Here is a 15,968-nt window from a genome sequence, read left to right as displayed (position 1 = left end):
CATCAGCGTTCGGCATCAGCGTTCGCCATCAACGTTCAGTGGTGCCGCCGGGAGGCGGTTCGGAGATGAAGCCGACGCGGGCGAACCCAGCCTGCTGCATCGTGTAGATCGTTGCGCCGATGCAGCGATACGGTGCGTTCACGTCACCGCGGATGTGAGCCTCGGGCAATTCGAGACCAGCCGCGTTGACACCGCCTTGACGTGCGATCTCAGCCTTCAGCTTGTCGACGGCACGCTGCAGCAGCTCTTCGTGAGTCACCGGCGAAAGACCCCAGTACACCTGGCACTGTCCGCCAGCCGACGTTACCGACAGCGAGACGTTCTCAGGCTTGGTCATCGTCGGATCGAACCGAACATCCGGCAGCTTCAGCTGCACAGCCTGGACCGCGACAGTCGTCGTCACCAGGAAGATGATCAGGAGCACGAGCATGACGTCGACCAGCGGCGTCGTATTGATGTCCGATATCGAACTCTCGGTGGAATCGCCACCAACACTCATCGCCATGTGCGAACTATCCTATCCATATAATCGCCACCGGAACCGCCGGCGGCAATGAAGCGGGGCGGCTGCGAACAGCAGCCCCGCCTTTCGCGTCTTAGTTGGCGCGCGGTACGCCACCGGTCTGGCCGGCAGTCGTGGTCGTCGAGGCAGGCTTGGCCGAAATCGGCTTAGCAGCCGTTGCGATCGACGGACGCACTGCGCCGTTCGAGGCAAGGAAGCCGAGCACGTCGTTCGAGAAGGCCGACAGGTCCTCTGCGATCGACTTGTTGCGGCGCTGCAGCCAGTTGTACGACAGAACGGCAGGAACCGCGACGACCAGACCGAGGGCGGTCATGATCAGTGCTTCACCGACCGGCCCTGCGACCTTGTCGATCGATGCCTGACCCGATGCGCCGATCTTCACGAGCGCGCGGTAGATGCCGATAACCGTACCGAACAGGCCGATGAACGGCGAAACCGAACCGACCGTTGCGAGGAAGGCGAGACCGCCACCCAGCTTCGAGTTGATCGCAGCTTCCGAACGCGCCAGCGAACCGTGCAGCCAGTCATGCGCCTCGACCGGATCGGTCAGCTTCGAATGCTGATCCTGAGCGGCCAGACCGTCGTCGACGATCTGCTTGTAGGCCGAGTTCTTCTCGAGCTTGGCCGAACCTTCGCGAAGGCTGTTCGACGACCAGAAGGCCTGACGGACGCGCTTGCCCTGGCCGATGATCTTCTGCTGCTCGAACAGCTTCGAGAACAGGATGTAGAACGACACGACCGACATCAGCACGAGAATGCCGAACACGGTCTGCGAAATCAGGCCGCCTTCGCGAAGTGCGGCTTGCAGGCCGTACGGGTTGGCGTCGGCTGCGGCGGGCGCTGCCGCTGCAAGAATGGTGGTGATCATGTTCGCTTAGTCCTCTGACTGAATTTTATCTGGTGCGGTTGACGTAGGATGGATCATTCCTGAGGCAGGACCCACCTGATGTTCAGCTGGTACGACGACCCTACGGCATTGCCGTTCTCGTCCTTGGCAGGCGTGAAACGCACCCTCGCCTTGGAGATCCGGCAGGTCGCATCATCCAGCGTCGTGTTGCCGCTGGACGACGTCACCGAACAGTCGGTCACGCGACCATCCGTACCGATCGTCAGCTTCGCGGAAACGCGACCCTGAGCACCCTCGCGCTGTGCCGACGGCGGATAATTGTCCGCGCCGAAATACTGCCCTGGGTTACCCTTGAGACCAGCAGCCTGCGAGACACGTGGCGTCGGCGGCGGTGCCGGCGGCGCTGGTGGTGCGGGCGGCGACGGCGGTGCCGTCGGCTGGAACCGAGGAATGATGCTCGACGTCGTCAGCGCGGGCGCTGGCTGCGGCGTTACCACGACTGGCGGCGGCGTCACGACCGTGGTCGGTGGCGGCGGCAGGTTTGGCTGGTCGGGTGGCGGCGGCGGGGGCTCGTCGGGCGGAGGCGGCGGCGGTGGCGGCTCCACGTCGAACGTCGTCATCTTTTCCTGGGCCTTTTTCACGTACTGGTACGCGAGGCCAGTGACGAAAGCATAGCCCAAGGCCGCATGAATCAGCGCGACGATCACGATCGCGACGATTTTGCCTCCGGACATCTTTTGGTCAGTATAGGCCATTCAGAAACGACACTCCCTTAATCTGCCTGCTCCGTACGCACGTGCCCGCAATGGGTACGCGGCACATGCGTCTGCCGTTGGCCGGAATAACCACGGGGCAGTGAGCAAGTCCTATCGCCACGTTCTGCGACACGCAAACGCTTTGTCGGACGCAACAAACGTACAACCATAGGATGGCAGAATTATTTCTGTATCGTTCAGCTTGCGTAGCGTAGCCTGAAGACATGAATCTTCTCTTTCACGTTACGGCTTCGGCCCTCTCCGTCATCATCGCGGCAACTCCTATCGGCGCTCAGGAAACCCCGGCTACACCCCGGGTTTTCACTGGCGACGCCGGTGTGGCGCAGGGTGCGGTGCAGCGCGAAGCGGCTGGCGGCATTGGATATTCCGACATCGCCGACCTAGTGCTTTCCGCCCCCGTGATCGCCGACGCGACCGTCCGGTCGACGACGAAGATCAAGCCGGCCGAGGCACCAAATCTCGCGGCGGGTCATGTCAGACTATATGTCGAGGTCGACGTCACCGCGCTGATCCGCGGCGCCGACGGGCTGCCGCCGCGAATCGGGTATCTGCTCGACGTAATGCCCGACGCAGCCGGCCGGGTGCCGAAATTCAAGAAGGCGCGCGTGCTGATCTTCGCCAGACCAGTGCCCGGCGCGGTAAATCAGGTCCAGCTGGTCGCGCCCGACGCGCAGCTGGATTGGACGCCGACCGCAGATGCACGCGCACGGAAGATCGCCCGCGATGCATTGGCGAGCGATGCGCCGCCGGTCATCACCGGCATCGGCAACGCGTTTCACGTGCCGGGCGCGCTGCCCGGTGAAGGCGAGACCCAGATCTTCCTGACGACCGCGGACCAGCGCCCGGTATCGCTGTCGGTGCTACGTCGCCCCGGCGAACAGCCACGCTGGGCGGTCGCCTTGAGCGAGATCGTCGACGAATCGGCGGCGCCCCCCGCCCCGGAGACGCTGCTGTGGTACCGGCTGAGTTGCGCCTTGCCGCAGGCCTTGCCGGACCGCAGCACGGGATCGCTGGAGGCAGCCGATGCAACGATCGCGCGGGAGGATTACGCATTCGTCTTGGCCGCGCTGGGGCCGTGCGGACGGACTCGCAAAAGCTGAACTACCCTTGGAAGGCGCAGGCCTAGCCGACGGCCAGTAATTGTCCGGTGGTGGAGCGCGCCTGCTCGAGAAACGCGACCGCGGCCTCAACATCGGGGTGTCGAGCCGCCTCGGCCGGTGCCACCGCATTCACGCGAACCGCTGGCGCCAGTTCGATTGCGAGAGGGCCGATCGCCGCCCTCGCCTGCGCCATCGTCAGCGGATCGAGGTTCGCGGGGATCAACACGACCCGCGATTCGCCGATCGCGCCACGGACGAGCGCCGCAATGTCCCCGCCCGGCTCCAGCGTCAGCAGCATGCGATCAGCGGCGATGTCGGACGAGGGTTACGCCAATCGCCTCGTCGGCTTCAGCGATCGCGAGCTTCACGATCTTGACCATCACGCGCAGGACGCGCGCATCCTGCAAGAACAACGTCTCGCAGATATGATCTGCAACGCCCTCGATCAGCGTGAAATGCACGCCGGCCGGCAGCGCGGTGGTCGCGGCGTTCTTCAGATCGAGATAATTCTTGGATGCCGACAACGGCGTATCCGGCGCGAACCGTCTCGGGCAGACCATATCCACGGTGAGAGAAATCCGCAGCGGCTGCGGCAGGTGCGTCTCCTCCGAATAGATGCCGGTCAGGACCTGCACTTCGAGATCGTGGACTTCGAGTTGGAGACTGTCTTCCATCTGCGCGCCTCTAGCAGACGCACCGCGAGATGAAAGTCACACCGTTCGCGCCGGATCGGCCGAACGTCAGTCCGGTTATCCTTGCGTTCAGCGTCGCCACGGCTAAAGCGCGCTGCCCTTCCCGCGTGTACGCGGCGCAGTCCGGGCCGGAGATGCCGTTGATCACTCTCGTTCCCCTGGCCAGCATCAACCCGACAGCGGTCGAGATGCTGCTCGATGCCGCTTTCGGCCCGGATCGGTTCACGCGAACCGCGTACACGATCCGCGGTGGCACGAAGCCGGTCGCCGCACTCAGCTTCGCCGCGGTCGAGGATGGCGTGTTGGTTGGCTCGATCCAGTGCTGGCCGATTGCGCTGGTCGACGACAACAGACTGTTTCCGCTGATCATGGTCGGCCCGGTCGCCGTGGTACCCGACCATCAGGGCGATGGCATCGGTCGCCGCCTGATGACGCAGGCGCTCGACGCGGCCGCCGTCACGGGGCTCGACGATGCGCTCATGCTGATCGGCGACCCCGACTATTATGGCCGGTTCTTCGGCTTCTCCGCCGAGCGCACAGCACGCTGGGCCGCCCCCGGCCCGGTCGAGCGCCACCGCCTGCTCGCCCGCGGCGATGCCGTACCGGACAGCACCGGCATGCTAGGCCCGCGCGTTGCGGAGACCATGCCGGTCGCCGCATCCGCATAAGCCACCGCTTTACCTCCGCCCCCTGCCCGCCTAGTCCGCCGCCATGCCCATGGATGCCATCCCCGATATCGCCTCGCTCAGTCTCGCCGAAATCGCCAAGCTTGTCGAAGAGGCGAAGCTCCCGCCGGTCGAGAAATGGAACCCGACACACTGCGGCGACAGCGAGATGCGGATCGCGCGCGACGGCACCTGGTATCACCAGGGCTCGCCGATCGGCCGCCCGGCGATGGTTCGGCTGTTCTCGACGATCCTGCGCCGCGAGCCGGACGGCAGCCATGTCCTCGTCACGCCCGTTGAAAAGCTCGATATCGAGGTCGAAGACGCGCCGTTCATCGCGGTGGAGATGAAGGCCGAGGGCAGCGGTCGCGATGCGAAGCTCGCCTTCCGGCTTAATACCGGCGACCTCGTCACCGCAGGTCCCGAGCACCCGCTGCGATTCGTCGAGGACACGACCGACGGAGATGGCGGCCCACGCCCGTATCTCGCCGTCCGCGGCGGGATGGAGGCGCTGGTGGTCCGCTCGGTCTATTACGAACTCGCCGAGCGCGCGATCGCCGACGACGCGACTCCCACCGGCCTGTGGAGCGATGGCGCGTTCTTCCCGTTGGAGCCCGCTGCATGAACCTGACGGAACGGCTGACCGCGGCGCTGGCGAAGGGCGCCGGGTCGCACATGATCCTGCTCACCGGTGACCAGCATGACGGCGATCTCACCGCCGCCGACACGTTGCTACCCGCCGCGGTGCTGATCGCGGTGACCGACCGCGCCGATCCCGGCGTGATCCTGACGCAGCGTACCGACACGATGAGCCGCCACCCCGGCCAGATCGCGTTCCCCGGCGGTCGGATCGATCCCGGCGAGGACGTCGTCACCGCGGCGCTGCGCGAGGCCGAGGAGGAGATCGCCCTCCCCCGCGACAAGGTCCGCGTGATTGGCGAGGCGGACAGCTACCGCACCGTCACCGGGTTCCAGGTGACGCCGGTGATTGGGATCATACCGCCCGACATGGTCTTCACCCCGAGCGAAGCGGAAGTCGCCAGCGTCTTCGAAGTCCCGCTCGCGTTCCTGCTGGACGAGGCGAACCATGTCGAGGCGACGCTCGAATGGCAGGGCCACGACCGGCATTATTACGAGATCATGTGGAACGAGCGCCGTATCTGGGGTGCGACTGCGGCGATGATCGTCAACCTCGCCCGTCGCCTGAGGTGGTCTTGATACTCCCGGCGGCGCCGTGGCGCGAACGGGACGGCCTGGACGCACTGACGAAGGTTCTCGGCGCGGCGGAGGGCGAGTCGCGCTTCGTCGGTGGCGCGGTGCGCGACACGCTGCTCGGGGTCGACGTCGCCGATGTCGATATCGCCACCCGCCTGCCCCCGCAGGAGGTGATCGAGCGGCTCCAGGATGCGCGGATCAAGGCGGTTCCGACCGGCCTCGCGCACGGCACGATTACTGCCGTCACGCCAGCGGGTCCGGTCGAGGTAACGACGCTGCGCCGCGACGTCTCGACCGACGGCCGTCACGCGATCATCGCCTATACCGATGATTGGCGCGAAGACGCTGCGCGCCGCGACTTTACGATGAACGCGCTCTACGCCGATCCCAAGACGGGCGAGATCTTCGATTATTTCGGTGGTCTCGACGATCTGGCGGCGCGGCGCGTCCGCTTCATCGGCGACCCGTTGCAGCGGATCGCCGAGGATCATCTGCGCATCCTCCGCTTCTTCCGCTTCCACGCGCGGTTTGGCAGCATGATCGACCAAGCCGGGCTCGACGCCTGCACCGCACGTGCCAACGACCTGATGGCGCTTTCGCGCGAACGCGTCGCGAGCGAAGTGCTGAAACTGCTGGTCGCGGCCAACGCCGTGCCCGTAGTCGCGCTGATGGTCGAACGCGGCATCTTCCGGGCGGTATTGCCCGAGATCGACGCCGGGGGAGCAGCGCGTTTGGGCGTGCTGGCCCAGCAGGAGGCGGACGCTGGCATCGCACCGGACCCGATCCGCCGCCTCGCCGTGGCGATTGCGCCTGCCGCCGCTGAAGCCGTTGGAGCGAGGTTGAAGCTATCGAACGTCGACCGCAAGCGCCTCATGGCTGCCACTGCGGGACCCGGTGAGGAAGGCCCGCTGGCCTTGGCCTATCGTGTCGGTGTGGCCGGTGCAGTCGACCGTCTGCTCATCGCTGGCGAAGACGTGTCCGCAATCACGGACTGGACACCGCCAGCGTTCCCGTTCTCCGGTGGGGCTCTAGTCGAACGTGGACTCCGCAAGGGGCCGGACGTGGCTGCGATGCTGCGCCGGGTCGAGACGCAGTGGATTTCGGAAGGGTTTCCGGGCGCCGAGCGCGTGGCGATCATCGCCGACGGACTGGTGGCGGAGGTTTCCGCCTAACCCGATTGAGCCGGCGTGGGCGCCAGTCAGTTCATAGCAGTTATAGAGTTGATCATCGCATACGCCGCATCCGGCTCCAGCGGTCGCGCGTAGAAATAGCCCTGCCCGTACGTGCACCCCAGCGCCGCGAGCGTCTGGGACAGTTCATGCGTCTCGACCCCCTCGGCCGTCGTCCGCATCCCCAGTGCCTGCGCCAGACTGAGGATAGCGCGGACGATCGACACCTTGTCGCGGTCCGCCAGCATGCCCGTCACGAAGCTTCGGTCGATCTTGAGAATGTCGATCGGCAGCTTCTGGAGATAGGCGAGGTTCGAATACCCGGTGCCAAAATCGTCCATCGCCAGATTCGTCCCGAGCGCCTTCAGCGCGTGCATCGTCCCGGCGATCCGGTCGGGATCCGAGACGATCGCGCTCTCGGTCAGTTCAAGCGTGAACCGATCTCCCGACAGCCCCGTCGAGTCCAGCGCCGCCTGCAGCACCGGGGCGATCGCATCGCGCTGCAACTGGATCGCCGACAGGTTGACGGCCAGCCTCACCCCACACGGTCCGCCGTTCGCCGCGTCCCAGCGCGCCAGCGTCTGCGCCGCTTCCTCGATCGCCCATCGCCCCAGCGGCACGATCAATCCCGACTCCTCAGCGACCGCGATGAATTCGGTGGGCGAATGTTCGCGGCCATCCTTATCGGTCCAGCGCGCCAACGCTTCGAACGATACGATCCGACCGGTCGCCAAGTCGCAGATCGGCTGATAGGCGAGACGCAGGTCGCGGTGCTCGATCGCACGGCGGAGCGCGGTCTCCATGCCGAATTGCGCGCGCGCGATCGCGAAATCCTGGACCTGGTAGAACTCGGCGCGACCACTCACCTTCGCGCGTTTGACCGCGAACTGCGCGTGGCGGACCAGATCGACATTGTCGCCGGACTCATCGGCACCGAAGGCGATCCCGACCGAGCACTCGACGTTGATCTCGTAATCGGTCAACCGGAACGGCGTTTGCAACGTCCGGTGGATCCGCTCGGCCAGCGCCTGTGCCTCCTCCCGATCCTGGTCTATCGATATCAGGATACCGAATTGATTCCCGCCAATCCGCGCCAGCGTGTCGCGCGCGCGCAACGCACCCTTGATCCTACGCGCCACCGTGATGAGCAATTCATCACCCGCCAGCGAGCCCAGGCACGAGTTTAGCCGGCCGAACCGATCGAGGTCGATCGCGAGCACGGCCCTGACCGTATGGTCTTCGAGCTCCTCGATCAGGTCCGCGAACCCTTCCCGGTTCAACAATCCCGTCAGGCTGTCGGTCGTCATCTCGCGACGCAAGCTACGCTCGGTCTGGACCTGCGACGTCAGGTCGATGAAACTGATCGTACACCGTTCGCGGAATATGGGATCGGATCGTGCGATCGTGACGCGGTAATGGCGGCAGTCGATCTCGTCGCCCAGGACCCAATCGAAGTCGGACCTGATCTGCTGCGAGCCAAGGAATGCGCGAATCTGGTCGCCAAGCTCGGCAATCATCCGCGACCGCTCCGCAACGACACCGAACCCGGCTAGCCGATACGCGCGGTTCATCGCGAACAGCTCGATCCGACCCGCGTTCAGCACGACGTGAACCGCCGGGATCGCCACGAGTTCAAGCCCGCGTGCGATCATATCGCTCGTCACGATCGGCTTTGCAGTCTCTTCGAGGGCGGTCGATGGCATGCTCCCCGGTACCGCGGGTTCGTTAAGAGGCTCTGAAGGACCCTGAATGGGGCCTTTCTCATCCATTATCCGAATCGATTATCGCGCGGAAAGCCCGTCGGCGGCATCCGCCCGGCGGCTCCGCGGGCAGCGCGCCACGGGCCAAGGTCTGATTCGGTCCGGGTCCGGCCGGTGCCGCCGCCCATCGCCCAGCTGAGGCCCTCGGCGAAGACGAATGTGATCGCATCGGCCAGTCCGCCGTCGCGATAGCGCTGCAACTGGAGCCCCTGCCCGCGCGTCATCTCGACCAGTTCGGCAAGCGGGAACACCAGCATTTTCCGGTTGTCGCCGATCGCCGCGACGTAGTCGTCATTCGGTCCGATCGGCCGGACGATCTTCAGATGCGCACCCGGGCGCGGTGTCATTACCGTCTTGCCCTTGCGGGTCTCGGCAACGACCTCCGCCGAACTGACCGAAAAGCCGCGGCCATCGGTCGCGACTACCAGCAGTTTGGGATGCTTGCTCGCGGGCAGCAGTGCGACGATCCCGATGCTGCCGTCGAGATCGATCATCGCCCGCACCGGTTCGCCAAAGCCACGCCCGCCCGGCAGCTTGTCCGCCGCCAGCGTGTAGAACCGCCCGTTCTCCGCCGCGAGCAACAGCTTGTCCGTCGTCTGCGCGTGGAAAGCGTAGGCCGGGCCGTCACCCTCCTTGAACTTCAGCGCCTCCGGGCTCGCCAGATCATTGTGCCCCTTCATCGCGCGGATCCAGCCGCGCTGCGACAGGATCACGGTGATCGGCTCGCGCTCGATCATCGCTTCCAAGGGAATGTCGCGGGTCGGCGCGTGCTCCTCGATCGTCGTGCGCCGCTTGCCGAGCGGAGTCTCCAGACCATAGCGATCGCGGATCTTCGCCATGTCACGCTTCATCCGCGCGCGCTGCTTCTTCGGATCGGCGAGCAAGGCGGCGAGCGTCGCCTGCTCCTTGTCGAGCTTGTCGCGCTCGGTCTTGATCTCGAACTCTTCGAGCCGCCTGAGCGACCGCAGCCGCATGTTGAGGATCGCCTCGGCCTGGCGATCGGTCAGCGCGAACTCGGCGATCATCACCTTCTTCGGCTCGTCCTCGGTGCGGATGATCTCGATCACGCGGTCGAGATTGAGGTACGCGATCAGATAGCCGTCGAGCAGCTCTACGCGGTCGGCGATTTTCGCCAGCCGGTGCTCGGTACGCCGGCGCAACACGACGAACTGGTGATCGACCCACGCCGCCAGTGCCTCGCGGAGCGACATGACTCGCGGGGTGCGATCCTTGTCGAGCACGTTGAGGTTGAGGCTGATCCGCGTCTCGAGATCGGTCAGCCGGAACAGGCCGTCCATCAGGATCTGCGGGTCGACCGTGCGGCTTCGCGGTTCGAGCACGATGCGGATCTCGGTATCCGATTCGTCGCGCACGTCGGCGAGGATCGGCAGGCGCTTGGCGTTGATGAGGTCGGCGATCTGCTCGATCAGCTTGCCCTTCTGCACGCCGTACGGGATCTCGGTGACGATCAACTGCCAGCCGCCGCCCTTCTCGCGCTCGGTTTCCCAGCGCGCACGGACGCGGAACCCGCCCCGCCCGGTCGCATAGGATTCGCGGATCACCGCCGGCGGATCGACGACCAAGCCACCGGTGGGGAAATCGGGGCCCTTCACGTGTTCCAGGATCGCCGCATCGTCCGCGTCGGGCGTATCGATCAGGACGATCGCCGCCTCCAGCAACTCGGCCGCGTTGTGCGGTGGGATGCTCGTCGCCATTCCGACCGCGATCCCGCTCGCGCCGTTCGCTAGCAGGTTCGGAAACAGTCCGGGGAACAGCTCTGGCTCGTGATCTTCGCCGTTGTAGGTCGGGCGATACGCGACCGCATCCTCGTCGAGCCCATCCATCAGGTCGATCGCGACCTGCGTCAGCCGCGCTTCGGTGTAGCGGTAGGCGGCGGCGTTATCGCCGTCGATGTTACCGAAATTGCCCTGCCCGTCGACCAGCGGATAGCGCATCGCGAACGACTGCGCCAAACGCACCATCGCGTCGTAGACCGACTGATCGCCGTGGGGATGGTATTTGCCGATGACGTCGCCGACGACACGCGCGCACTTCTTGTAGCCCTGCGCCGGATCGAGCTTGAGCAGCCGCATCGCCCACAGCAGGCGACGATGCACCGGCTTCATCCCGTCGCGCACGTCGGGCAACGACCGCGCGGTGATCGTCGACAAGGCATAGACGAGGTACCGCTCGGACAGCGCGCTGTCGAAGGGAGCGTCGACGATGGAGTCGAACGGATCTTTGAAATCGGTGGCCATTGCGTGCAGCGATAGCAGCCGGGAACGAAACGATCAAAGCATGAACGTACGAAGCGGCCTGCGCGTTCGATCACGACGATATGCCCGCATGACGCGGTCGATCGAGCCCGCTACACCAACCTTATGATCCGCCTTGCCTTTCTCGCGCTTGTCGCAATGTCCACGCCCGTCATGGCGCAAACGCCCGCTCCCCCGCCGCCCAAGCTGCTGACGTGGCCCGACCTGACCGAGCGGCCCAAGCCGATGCCCGACGCGACCATCGCTTACGGCACCGACCAGATGCAGAAGGTCGACGTCTGGCTTCCTAAGGGTAAGATCAAGGGGCCTTTCCCTGTGGTCGTGATGGTCCATGGCGGCTGCTGGACGACGAGCATCGCCGATCGCAGCCTGATGAACTGGATCGCCGACGACCTCCGCAACGCCGGCGTCGCGGTCTGGAACATCGACTATCGCGGCGTAGACCGCACCGGCGGCGGCTATCCCGGCACCTTTGCGGATGCTGCGACGGCGGCGGATCAACTCACGGTCAACGCGAAGAAGTATAACCTAGACACGCGGCTTGTGCTGGCGATCGGTCACTCGGCCGGGGGTCACCTCGCGCTCTGGCTCACCGCCCGCCCCAAGATCCCTGCGTCGAGCCCCCTCTACACCGCGCACCCACTCCGCATCCGCCATGTCATCAGCCTCGGCGGCCTGCCCGATCTCGAAGCCACCGCGACTAACGCCGACAATGGCTGCGGCACCGAAGTCGTCGCGAAACTGGTCAGCACGCCCACGCCGCAGCATCCGGACGTCTACGCCGACACCTCGGTCGCGCGCCTCCTGCCGCTCGGGGTAAAGCAGGACCTCGTCAACGGACGCGAGGACAGGATCATCCCCTTCGTCATGGCGACCGACTATATCGTCAAGGCCAAGGCGGCCGGTGACACCGCCACGCTCCACACCATCCCGGCGACCGGCCATGTCGAACTGATCGCGCCGGAAACGCCTGCCTGGGCCGAGGCCAAACGCCTGATCCTGTCCTATTTCGGAAAGAGCCAGTGACCCTCGAAGACGTCCGCGCACTCGACGCGACCGATCCGCTCGCCGCCTACCGCGACAAGTTCGCGCTCCCCGAGGGCGTTATCTACCTCGACGGTAATTCGCTCGGCGCCTTGCCCAAGGCGACGCCCGCAGCGCTCGCCGACGTCGCCACCCGCCAATGGGGCGACCGTTTGATCCGCAGCTGGAACGAAGGCTGGATCGACGCTCCCCAGCGGATCGGTGCGAAGATCGCGCCGCTGATCGGCGCTGCACCGGACGAGGTTATCATCGGCGACACCACCTCGACGCACCTTTTCAAGGCGCTGGTTGCCGGACTGCGCAGCAACCCGGAGCGTCACACGGTCTTGAGCGAGGCCGGCAACTTCCCCACTGACCTGCACATCGCGGAAGGCGCCGTCGCCTGCGTCCCCGGCGCACGGCTCAAAGTGGTGGCCCGCGAAGACCTCGCCGCCGCGCTCGACGAAGACACCGCGGTGCTGCTCCTCACCCACGTTCACTACAAGACCAGCGACCGCTTCGACATAGCCGCTTGGACCGCCCGCGCGCACGATGCCGGCGCGCTCATGCTCTGGGACCTGAGCCACAGCGTCGGTGCGGTCCCGGTCGACCTCAACGGCGCGAACGCCGACCTCGCCGTCGGGTGCACCTACAAATACCTCAACGGCGGCCCTGGCGCGCCTGCGTTCCTCTACGTCGCCAAGCGCTGGCAGGACACCCTCGCCAGCCCGCTATCCGGCTGGATGGGCCACGCCGCGCCGTTCGCGTTCGAGGATGCCTACCGCCCCGCCCCCGACATGAAGCGCTGGCTGGCCGGCACCCCCGCGATGCTCTCGACCGCCGCACTGGAAACCGCACTCGACCTCTGGGCCGACATCGACCAGCACGCCGTCGCTACCAAAAGCGCACAACTGTTCGACATCCTCGCCGCCGCCGGCGACGCACTAGGCCTCGACTGCGTCAGCCCGCGAAACCCTGCCAAACGCGGCAGCCACATCAGCTTCCGCCATCCGCACGCCTACGAACTTACGCAAGCCCTCATAGCGCGCGGCGTCATCGGCGACTTCCGCGACCCCGACATCCTTCGCCTCGGCCTGACACCTCTGTATCTCAGCTACGAAGACGTCTGGCGCGCCGGTGACATCCTCCGCGAAACGCTCGAAACCGAAGCCTGGCGAGACCCCGCCTTCGCCGAGCGCCTCGCTGTCACCTGACACCGCGCGAAGCCGCGATTGCACCCCCCGCACCCTTCGCCTATAGGCGCGGCCTATTCCGGCCTCGGCTTCGCGGTACATATCGCGTAGGCTGGGGCCGCTCGATTTTCACCGCTTGATTATCCAGGGGACCGCGCATGGCTCGCCGCCGCCAGATCTACGAAGGCAAGGCCAAGATCCTCTACGAGGGTCCCGAGCCGGGCACGCTGATCCAGTATTTCAAGGACGACGCGACCGCGTTCAATGCCCAGAAAAAGGGCACGATCAACGGCAAGGGCGTGCTCAACAACCGGATTTCCGAGCACATCTTCACGCTGCTCGATCATATCGGCGTGCCCACGCACTTCATCCGCCGGCTCAACATGCGCGAGCAGCTGATCCGCCAGGTCGAAATCGTCCCGATCGAAGTCGTCGTGCGCAACGTCGCCGCAGGATCGATCTCGACGCGCCTCGGGATCGAGGAGGGTACCAAGCTGCCCCGCACGATCATCGAATATTACTACAAGGACGATGCGCTCGGCGATCCGATGATCTCCGACGAACACATCGCCGCGTTCGGCTGGGCGAGCCAGGAGGAGATGCACGACATCGCCGACCTCGCGATCCGCGTGAACGATTTCCTGTGCGGGCTGTTCGCCGGCGTCGGCATCCGCCTGGTCGACTTCAAGCTCGAATTCGGCCGCATCTTCGACAACGACTTCGGTCGCATCATCCTCGCCGACGAGATCAGCCCCGATGGCTGCCGTCTGTGGGACATGGAAACCAACGAGAAGATGGACAAGGATCGCTTCCGTCGCGATCTCGGTGGCGAAGTCGAAGCGTATCAAGAGGTTGCACGCCGTCTCGGCCTGCTGCCCGAGGGTGCCGACAACGCCGTCCTCGACCTCGAAAAGCATCGCAAGAACCGGGGCAAGTAAATGAAACTGAAGGTTTTCGTGACATTGAAGCCGGGCGTGCTCGATCCGCAGGGCCGGGCGATCCACCACGCGCTCGGCAGCCTCGGCTTCGACGGCGTGCAGGACGTCCGCCAGGGCAAGCTGATCGAACTGGAAGTCGCCGACGATACCGACGACGCCACCATCGACGGCATGTGCCGCAAGCTGCTCGCTAACACGGTGATCGAGAACTACCGGGTCGAGCGCGCATGAAAACTGCGGTCATCGTCTTCCCCGGCTCCAACTGCGACCGCGACATCGCCGTCGCGCTGGAGGCGGTGACCGGCGTCAAGCCGCTCATGGTCTGGCACGGTGATGCGGACCTGCCGGCGGATGTCGGTCTGGTCGCTGTCCCCGGTGGGTTCTCCTACGGCGACTATCTCCGCTCGGGTGCGATCGCGGCACGGTCGCCGATCATGCGCGCGGTCGTCGAGCAGGCTGGCAAGGGCCTGCCTGTGCTCGGGGTCTGCAATGGCTTCCAGGTTTTGACCGAAGCGGGCCTCCTGCCCGGCGCGCTAATGCGCAACGAGGGACTGAACTTCGTCTGCCGTGATGTCGCGCTGACGGTCGAGACGGCGAGTTCGACGTTCACGTCGGGCTATTCCGCGGGCGAACGCGTCTCGTTCCCGGTCGCGCATCATGACGGCAATTATTTCGCCGACATCGAGACGCTCGACCGGCTCGAAGGCGAAGGCCGCGTGGCGTTCCGTTACGCGGAGAGCGTCAACGGTTCCGCGCGAAACATCGCCGGTTTGCTGAACGATAAGGGCAACGTGCTCGGCATGATGCCGCATCCGGAACGTCGTATCGAGGCGGCACATGGCGGGACGGACGGACGGCGGTTGTTTGAGGGTTTGCTAGAAGCCGTCAGCGCTTGACCCTTGTTCCCCCGCGAAAGCGGGGGTCCAAGATACCACGCACATCGACCGTGACCCTGGACTCCCGCGTGCGCGGGAGAACAGTCAAGTTCGAGGCGTCAAACCCGGGTCCGGAACGGCGAGAAGTCCGTCCCGCGGTCGTAAACATCGACTCCTTCGCGCCGCTTCAACCAACAGACCGCGACATAGGTCAGCGGCGTAAGCAACACCTCCCACGATACCTTCAGCAAGAACTGGCTGACCATCACCATCAGCATCGCCTCCACGGGCCAGTCCGGCGCGCCGTAGAAAGCGAGCGGGTAGAAGATCAGGCTGTCGAACGCCTGCCCCACCACGGTGCTGCCGATCGTCCGCGTCCACAGCATCCGCCCCTGCGTCCAGATCTTCATCCGCGCCAGCACGAAGCTGTTGGCGAACTCGCCCACCCAGAACGCGCAGATCGACGCGAACACGATCCGCGGCACTTGGCCGAACACGGACTCGTACGCAGCTTGACCGGTCCAACCAGCATCGGGCGGCAGCGCGACCACGACCGCCGACATGAACACCATGAACAGCATCGCGCCGAACCCCGCCCAGATGCAGCGCCGTGCATATGCGTAGCCGTACACCTCGGTCAGGACGTCGCCGATCACATAGCTGACCGGAAAGAACAGGATGCCCGCGCCGAACGGCCACGCGCCGATAAACGGCAGGTCGATCACCGCGCGCTTGCCTGCGCCGATCACGTTCGACAGCAGCAGGATCGTGACGAACGCCGCCATCACGAAGTCGAAATACCGAAACTGCGCGCCGCCGACTGCATTCGCGTCGACCGGTTCGAGCCCGGGCGCCTGATCCGTTCCAATTTCCATGCCCGGCGTTATGATCGAGGTTCCAAGCCCGCACAATCCGC

At 65.3% G+C, this 15,968-nt stretch carries 18 protein-coding genes; 10 read left to right on the top strand and 8 right to left on the bottom strand.

The window, feature by feature from the left end; genetic code table 11:
* Nucleotides 1-28: 28 nt before the first annotated feature.
* The 3 genes from C8J42_RS07420 to C8J42_RS07410 all read right to left on the bottom strand — a co-directional run bounded on the left by C8J42_RS07420 (nucleotide 29) and on the right by C8J42_RS07410 (nucleotide 2,125).
* A complete protein-coding gene (locus C8J42_RS07420) occupies nucleotides 29-505 on the bottom strand; it encodes a biopolymer transporter ExbD (RefSeq protein ID WP_056058193.1) in 477 nt (158 codons plus the stop codon).
* Between the two features lie 91 nt (nucleotides 506-596).
* A complete protein-coding gene (locus C8J42_RS07415; protein WP_120300040.1) occupies nucleotides 597-1,391 on the bottom strand; it encodes a MotA/TolQ/ExbB proton channel family protein in 795 nt (264 codons plus the stop codon).
* Nucleotides 1,392-1,444: 53 nt separating this feature from the next.
* Entirely contained in the window at nucleotides 1,445-2,125 is a 681-nt protein-coding gene (locus tag C8J42_RS07410; RefSeq protein ID WP_056058187.1) for an energy transducer TonB, read from the bottom strand.
* Nucleotides 2,126-2,349: 224 nt separating this feature from the next.
* Between C8J42_RS07410 and C8J42_RS07405 the strand changes: the two genes are divergently transcribed.
* Nucleotides 2,350-3,246, top strand: coding sequence for a hypothetical protein (locus tag C8J42_RS07405; protein ID WP_133019497.1), 897 nt, complete (start codon nucleotides 2,350-2,352; stop codon nucleotides 3,244-3,246).
* Nucleotides 3,247-3,268: 22 nt separating this feature from the next.
* On the opposite strand, the gene C8J42_RS07400 is transcribed toward C8J42_RS07405, so the two are convergent.
* Together C8J42_RS07400 and C8J42_RS07395 are read right to left on the bottom strand one after the other, a co-directional pair.
* Nucleotides 3,269-3,544 carry a Rossmann fold domain-containing protein gene (locus C8J42_RS07400; protein WP_133019496.1) on the bottom strand — a complete coding sequence of 92 codons (276 nt, stop codon included), beginning with the start codon at nucleotides 3,542-3,544 and terminating at the stop codon, nucleotides 3,269-3,271.
* A 4-nt stretch (nucleotides 3,545-3,548) separates the two neighbouring features.
* Nucleotides 3,549-3,920 carry a dihydroneopterin aldolase gene (locus C8J42_RS07395; protein ID WP_133019495.1) on the bottom strand — a complete coding sequence of 124 codons (372 nt, stop codon included), beginning with the start codon at nucleotides 3,918-3,920 and terminating at the stop codon, nucleotides 3,549-3,551.
* Between the two features lie 29 nt (nucleotides 3,921-3,949).
* Here C8J42_RS07395 and C8J42_RS07390 point away from each other — a divergent pair, with 29 nt between their 5' ends.
* Genes C8J42_RS07390 through C8J42_RS07375 form a run of 4 tightly spaced genes read left to right on the top strand, consistent with a single transcriptional unit; the run spans nucleotide 3,950 to nucleotide 6,990 of the window.
* Nucleotides 3,950-4,606 (top strand): N-acetyltransferase, encoded by a 657-nt coding sequence (locus C8J42_RS07390; protein WP_347812405.1) that lies wholly within the window; start codon nucleotides 3,950-3,952, stop codon nucleotides 4,604-4,606.
* Between the two features lie 43 nt (nucleotides 4,607-4,649).
* Complete coding sequence (locus C8J42_RS07385) at nucleotides 4,650-5,228, top strand: DUF1285 domain-containing protein (protein ID WP_133019493.1); 579 nt, start codon at nucleotides 4,650-4,652, stop codon at nucleotides 5,226-5,228.
* Nucleotides 5,225-5,821, top strand: a complete 597-nt coding sequence (locus C8J42_RS07380; RefSeq protein ID WP_133019492.1) for a CoA pyrophosphatase — start codon at nucleotides 5,225-5,227, stop codon at nucleotides 5,819-5,821. Before C8J42_RS07385 ends, C8J42_RS07380 begins: the two co-directional genes overlap by 4 nt.
* The gene (locus tag C8J42_RS07375; protein WP_243644177.1) at nucleotides 5,812-6,990 is read left to right on the top strand and encodes a CCA tRNA nucleotidyltransferase; all 1,179 of its coding nucleotides are present in this window, start codon (nucleotides 5,812-5,814) and stop codon (nucleotides 6,988-6,990) included. The genes C8J42_RS07380 and C8J42_RS07375 overlap by 10 nt, the downstream gene beginning before the upstream one ends.
* A gap of 26 nt (nucleotides 6,991-7,016) precedes the next feature.
* Here the strand turns inward: C8J42_RS07375 and C8J42_RS07370 are convergent, their stop codons facing one another.
* Entirely contained in the window at nucleotides 7,017-8,690 is a 1,674-nt protein-coding gene (locus tag C8J42_RS07370) for a bifunctional diguanylate cyclase/phosphodiesterase (RefSeq protein ID WP_133019490.1), read from the bottom strand.
* A 65-nt stretch (nucleotides 8,691-8,755) separates the two neighbouring features.
* Complete coding sequence (parC, locus tag C8J42_RS07365; protein ID WP_133019489.1) at nucleotides 8,756-11,005, bottom strand: DNA topoisomerase IV subunit A; 2,250 nt, start codon at nucleotides 11,003-11,005, stop codon at nucleotides 8,756-8,758.
* Nucleotides 11,006-11,128: 123 nt separating this feature from the next.
* On the opposite strand from parC, the gene C8J42_RS07360 reads away from it, so the two are divergent.
* The 5 genes from C8J42_RS07360 (at nucleotide 11,129) to purQ (ending at nucleotide 15,073) form a co-directional block, all read left to right on the top strand.
* The gene (locus C8J42_RS07360) at nucleotides 11,129-12,049 is read left to right on the top strand and encodes an alpha/beta hydrolase (protein WP_243644176.1); all 921 of its coding nucleotides are present in this window, start codon (nucleotides 11,129-11,131) and stop codon (nucleotides 12,047-12,049) included.
* Nucleotides 12,046-13,260: a kynureninase gene (gene kynU / locus C8J42_RS07355; protein ID WP_133019488.1), complete on the top strand. Its 1,215-nt coding sequence runs from the start codon at nucleotides 12,046-12,048 to the stop codon at nucleotides 13,258-13,260. The genes C8J42_RS07360 and kynU overlap by 4 nt, the downstream gene beginning before the upstream one ends.
* Nucleotides 13,261-13,397: 137 nt before the next feature.
* Nucleotides 13,398-14,177, top strand: coding sequence for a phosphoribosylaminoimidazolesuccinocarboxamide synthase (purC, locus tag C8J42_RS07350; RefSeq protein WP_056050712.1), 780 nt, complete (start codon nucleotides 13,398-13,400; stop codon nucleotides 14,175-14,177).
* A complete protein-coding gene (gene purS, locus C8J42_RS07345) occupies nucleotides 14,178-14,408 on the top strand; it encodes a phosphoribosylformylglycinamidine synthase subunit PurS (protein ID WP_056050714.1) in 231 nt (76 codons plus the stop codon). It abuts the gene before it with no gap.
* Entirely contained in the window at nucleotides 14,405-15,073 is a 669-nt protein-coding gene (gene purQ / locus C8J42_RS07340; RefSeq protein WP_133019487.1) for a phosphoribosylformylglycinamidine synthase subunit PurQ, read from the top strand. Before purS ends, purQ begins: the two co-directional genes overlap by 4 nt.
* A 98-nt stretch (nucleotides 15,074-15,171) precedes the next feature.
* Here the strand turns inward: purQ and C8J42_RS07335 are convergent, their stop codons facing one another.
* A complete protein-coding gene (locus C8J42_RS07335; protein ID WP_133019486.1) occupies nucleotides 15,172-15,927 on the bottom strand; it encodes a queuosine precursor transporter in 756 nt (251 codons plus the stop codon).
* Nucleotides 15,928-15,968: the final 41 nt, after the last annotated feature.

Origin of the sequence: Sphingomonas sp. PP-CE-1A-559 (assembly GCF_004340965.1) — a bacterium.
Classification (GTDB): Bacteria; Pseudomonadota; Alphaproteobacteria; order Sphingomonadales; family Sphingomonadaceae; genus Sphingomonas.
This window is presented reverse-complemented; position numbering and strand designations above follow the sequence as displayed.